The sequence below is a fragment of the Ruminococcus sp. AM31-15AC genome (assembly GCF_003462045.1).
In the GTDB taxonomy this organism is placed as follows: domain Bacteria; phylum Bacillota; class Clostridia; order Oscillospirales; family Ruminococcaceae; genus Hominimerdicola; species Hominimerdicola aceti.
Genome location: NZ_QTYG01000084.1, coordinates 1 through 5,216, shown reverse-complemented (window position 1 = coordinate 5,216; position 5,216 = coordinate 1). Strand labels below are relative to the sequence as shown.

At 49.0% G+C, this 5,216-nt stretch carries 2 tRNA genes and 3 rRNA genes; all 5 read right to left on the bottom strand.

Annotation, left to right across the window (positions count from 1 at the left end):
- Window positions 1-3 precede the first annotated feature (3 nt).
- A 5S ribosomal RNA gene (gene rrf / locus DW793_RS13630) occupies window positions 4-120 on the bottom strand.
- A 74-nt stretch (window positions 121-194) separates the two neighbouring features.
- Window positions 195-3,028, bottom strand: a 23S ribosomal RNA gene (locus tag DW793_RS13625).
- 159 nt (window positions 3,029-3,187) lie between these two features.
- Window positions 3,188-3,264, bottom strand: a tRNA-Ile gene (locus DW793_RS13620).
- Window positions 3,265-3,313: 49 nt separating this feature from the next.
- Window positions 3,314-3,389: transfer RNA gene (locus DW793_RS13615), tRNA-Ala, on the bottom strand.
- A gap of 147 nt (window positions 3,390-3,536) precedes the next feature.
- Window positions 3,537-5,047: ribosomal RNA gene (locus tag DW793_RS13610) — 16S ribosomal RNA — on the bottom strand.
- The 16S, 23S and 5S rRNA genes sit together here with 2 tRNA genes alongside, the layout of an rRNA operon.
- Window positions 5,048-5,216: the final 169 nt, after the last annotated feature.

The following is a 5,216-nucleotide window of genomic DNA, read 5'->3' as shown; positions in this document are numbered from 1 at the left end:
AGGTGTCGGCAGCACCCTATCTTACCGGGACGTTACCATCCAAGTATTTTCGGCGAAGAAGAGCTTAACTACTGTGTTCGGCATGGGAACAGGTGTGACCTCAACTCAAACGCCACCGACTAAGTGAAGAGGAACGAATCCTCAAAATTGAATAATGAAAAAGCTGTTGGTTAAAAGGAGTAGTCATAACCAATAAGGTTAAGCCCTCGACCGATTAGTACTCGCTAGCTAAACACGTCACCGTGCTTACACTTTGAGCCTATCAACTTGTAGTCTTCAAGGGGTCTTACTCTGTAAACAGAAGGGATATCTTATCTTAAGGGCGGCTTCACGCTTAGATGCCTTCAGCGTTTATCCGTTCCGCACATAGCTGCCCAGCTGTGCCACTGGCGTGACAACTGGTGCACCAGAGGTGCGTCCATCCCGGTCCTCTCGTACTAGGGACAGCTCCTTGCAAATATCCTACGCCCACGACAGATAGGGACCGAACTGTCTCACGACGTTCTGAACCCAGCTCGCGTACCGCTTTAATTGGCGAACAGCCAAACCCTTGGGACCGAATTCAGCCCCAGGATGCGATGAGCCGACATCGAGGTGCCAAACCTCCCCGTCGATGTGGACTCTTGGGGGAGATCAGCCTGTTATCCCCAGGGTAGCTTTTATCCGTTGAGCGACGGCATTTCCATTCACATACCGCCGGATCACTAACTCCAACTTTCGTTACTGCTCGAACCGTCATTCTCGCAGTTAGGCTCGCTTTTGCGTTTACACTCTGACGCATGGTTTCCATCCATGCAGAGCGAACCTTTGAGCGCCTCCGTTACTCTTTAGGAGGCGACCGCCCCAGTCAAACTGCCCACCTAACAATGTCCCCCGACTTGCTTCAAAGCCGCAGGTTAGAATTCCAGCACTCCAAGAGTGGTATCCCAAGGTCGACTCCACACAAGCTGACGCCTGTGCTTCCCAGTCTCCCACCTATCCTGTACGTGAAATACCGAAATCCAATATTAGGCTACAGTAAAGCTCCATGGGGTCTTTCCGTCTAGTCGCGGGTAACCGGCATCTTCACCGGTACTACAATTTCGCCGGGCGGGTTGTTGAGACAGTGCCCAGATCGTTACACCTTTCGTGCGGGTCAGAACTTACCTGACAAGGAATTTCGCTACCTTAGGACCGTTATAGTTACGGCCGCCGTTTACCGGGGCTTCAATTCAATGCTCTCACATCTCCTCTTAACCTTCCGGCACCGGGCAGGTGTCAGCCCCTATACGTCATCTTTCGATTTAGCAGAGACCTGTGTTTTTGCTAAACAGTCGCCTGGGCCTATTCTCTGCGGCTCAATCACTTGAGCACCCCTTATCCCTAAGTTACGGGGTCAACTTGCCGAGTTCCTTAACAACCCTTCTCCCGTTGGCCTTAGAATCTTCTTCCTATCTACCTGTGTCGGTTTGCGGTACGGGCACCTAAGATATTCATACAGCTTTTCTTGTCTCTTTCCATGATGACTTCTCTACTCATTTTCGATCCCTTACGACCGGGTCAACCATCGCCCGGCAACATCACTTCTAAAGCGTCCCTGTATTTAAATCTTTCGGTGGCTACGGAATTTCAACCGTATGTGCATCGGCTACGCGTCTCCGCCTCGCCTTAGCCCCCGGCTTACCCTGAGCGGACGAACCTTCCTCAGGAAACCTTAGATTTTCGGCCATTATGATTCTCACATAATTCTCGCTACTCATTCCGGCATTCTCACTCGAATAAAGTCCACCAGCGCTTCCGCTCTGACTTCACCCCTTATTCGACGCTCTCCTACCACTCTAGATAAATCTAGAATCCCAAGCTTCGGTACATTGTTTAGCCCCGTTGAATTTTCGGCGCAGGGTCACTCGACCAGTGAGCTATTACGCACTCTTTTAATGAGTGGCTGCTTCTAAGCCAACATCCTGGTTGTTTATGCAACCCCACATCCTTTTCCACTTAACAATGTTAGGGACCTTAGCTGTGGGTCTGGGCTGTTTCCCTTTTGACAATGAGACTTATCTCACATTGTCTGACTCCCGTGAATCAATTATCTGGCATTCTTAGTTTGATAGGTTCAGTAATCTTTCGACCCCTAGCCCATTCAGTGCTTTACCTCCAGTAATCTTTCACGAGGCTAGCCCTAAAGCTATTTCGGAGAGAACCAGCTATATCCGAGTTCGATTGGAATTTCTCCGCTATCCACACCTCATCACCGGCCTTTTCAACGGACGTGTGTTCGGCCCTCCATGGAGTTTTACCTCCACTTCAGCCTGGACATGGATAGGTCACTCGGTTTCGGGTCTATTGCATACGACTTATTCGCCCTATTCAGACTTGCTCTCGCTTCGGCTCCGTGCCTTAAGCACTTAACCTTGCCGCATACAATAACTCGCCGGACCATTCTACAAAAGGTACCCGATCACACTTTGACGTGCTCTCGGTGCTTGTAAGCATAGGGTTTCAGGTTCTTTTTCACTCCCCTCCCGGGGTTCTTTTCACCGTTCCTTCACAGTACTATTCGCTATCGGTCATTAGGTAGTATTTAGGCTTGGAGGATGGTCCCCCCATCTTCCCACGGGGTTTCACGTGTCCCGCGGTACTTTGGATACAGCTCGCTGATTCTCTCTTTCGCTTACGTGACTCTCACACTCTTCGGTACGTTTTCCCACACGTTTCAACTAGAAATTATCAATACTAAATGCTGTCCGAAACCCCATAAGTATTGCTACCTATGGTTTAGCCTCTTCCGCTTTCGCTCGCCACTACTCACAGAATCTCGGTTGATTTCTCTTCCTCGCCCTACTTAGATGTTTCAGTTCAGGCGGTTCCCCTCATATACCTATTTGATTCAGTATATGATGTATGTGCATACACATACGGATTGCTCCATTCGGAAATCTGCGGATCAATTCATACTTGCTGATCCCCGCAGCTTATCGCAGCTTATCACGTCCTTCGTCGGCTCCTAATGCCAAGGCATTCTCCCTACGCTCTTCTTAGCTTAACCATTTTTGAATTATGTCTAATCCTCTTAATTTTTATGCTAATTGCAGGTTTTTTACCCGACTTTAACTTTCGTTATTGTCGTTCATTTTTCCTCATTTGCATTACTTTTGCTTTTCATTATTCAATTTTCAAGTTTCGTTCCTTGCAAGATCTCTCTTGCTGGTGGGCACAAGTGGACTCGAACCACCGACCTCACGCTTATCAGGCGTGCGCTCTAACCACCTGAGCTATGCGCCCATTATGCTTTACATAACGGCACTCAAGCTGTTCGTCTTCCTTCGTCCCTTGGTGGAGATGAGGAGAATCGAACTCCTGACCCCCTGCTTGCAAAGCAGGTGCTCTCCCAGCTGAGCTACACCCCCATATGCAGGGACTAGGTACTCCATTGTGCTGTTTTAAAGATACTGTTTCCAGCATCCTCAAAATTGAACAAAAACTACTTTCTTAAACCTTTGCTGACCGGAGAATTGTTTTATGAGAAGTTTTCTTTCCTTCTCTGTTCTCCATAGAAAGGAGGTGATCCAGCCGCACCTTCCGATACGGCTACCTTGTTACGACTTCACCCCAGTCATCAATCCCACCTTCGACTGCGTCCTCCTTACGGTTAGACTACAGGCTTCGGGTGTTACCGACTCCCATGGCGTGACGGGCGGTGTGTACAAGGCCCGGGAACGTATTCACCGCAGCATGCTGATCTGCGATTACTAGCAATTCCGACTTCATGTAGGCGGGTTGCAGCCTACAATCCGAACTAAGACTGCTTTTAGGGGTTCGCTCCACCTCGCGGCTTTGCTTCCCTCTGTTGACAGCCATTGTAGTACGTGTGAGGCCCAGGTCATAAGGGGCATGATGATTTGACGTCATCCCCACCTTCCTCCGTTTTGTCAACGGCAGTCCTGCTAGAGTGCTCTTGCGTAGCAACTAACAGTAAGGGTTGCGCTCGTTGCGGGACTTAACCCAACATCTCACGACACGAGCTGACGACAACCATGCACCACCTGTCTATATGTCTCCGAAGAGATTTCACTCATCTCTGAGCTATGCATACGATGTCAAGACCTGGTAAGGTTCTTCGCGTTGCTTCGAATTAATCCACATACTCCACTGCTTGTGCGGGCCCCCGTCAATTCCTTTGAGTTTCAACCTTGCGGTCGTACTCCCCAGGTGGATTACTTATTGCGTTTGCTGCGGCACGGAAGGGGTCAGTCCCCCCACACCTAGTAATCATCGTTTACGGCGTGGACTACCAGGGTATCTAATCCTGTTTGCTCCCCACGCTTTCGAGCCTCAGCGTCAGTTAAAGCCCAGTAAGCCGCCTTCGCCACTGATGTTCCTCCTAATATCTACGCATTTCACCGCTACACTAGGAATTCCGCTTACCTCTACTTCACTCAAGAACCACAGTTTCAAATGCAGTTTATGGGTTAAGCCCATAGTTTTCACATCTGACTTGCGATCCCGCCTACGCTCCCTTTACACCCAGTAATTCCGGACAACGCTCGCTCCCTACGTATTACCGCGGCTGCTGGCACGTAGTTAGCCGGAGCTTCCTCCTCAGGTACCGTCTTTTTTCGTCCCTGAAGACAGAGGTTTACAATCCTAAAACCTTCTTCCCTCACGCGGCATCGCTGCATCAGAGTTTCCTCCATTGTGCAATATTCCCCACTGCTGCCTCCCGTAGGAGTCTGGGCCGTGTCTCAGTCCCAATGTGGCCGATCAACCTCTCAGTCCGGCTACTGATCGTCGCTTGGTAGGCCGTTACCTTACCAACTAGCTAATCAGACGCGAGCTCATCTTTCAGCGATAAATCTTTGATAATCAAATCATGCGGTTCAATTATATTATGCGGTATTAACGATCGTTTCCAATCGGTATCCCCCTCTGAAAGGCAGATTGCTCACGTGTTACTCACCCGTCCGCCACTAGATCAGAAAAGCAAGCTTCTCTTCTCTCGTTCGACTTGCATGTGTTAAGCGTGCCGCCAGCGTTCGTCCTGAGCCAGGATCAAACTCTTAATTAAAGTTGTATATCAAAAGCATCTCTGCTCTTGTTATCCTGTTTCAGTTCACTTCACTGAACGTACATTTCTTTTACGTCTTTATGTTAGACTTTAATTCTTTTTCTCAAAAGAATCTCTCAAGGGTTTCGTACTATTCGTCTTTGTTCAATTTTCAAGATGCTGTTTCGTT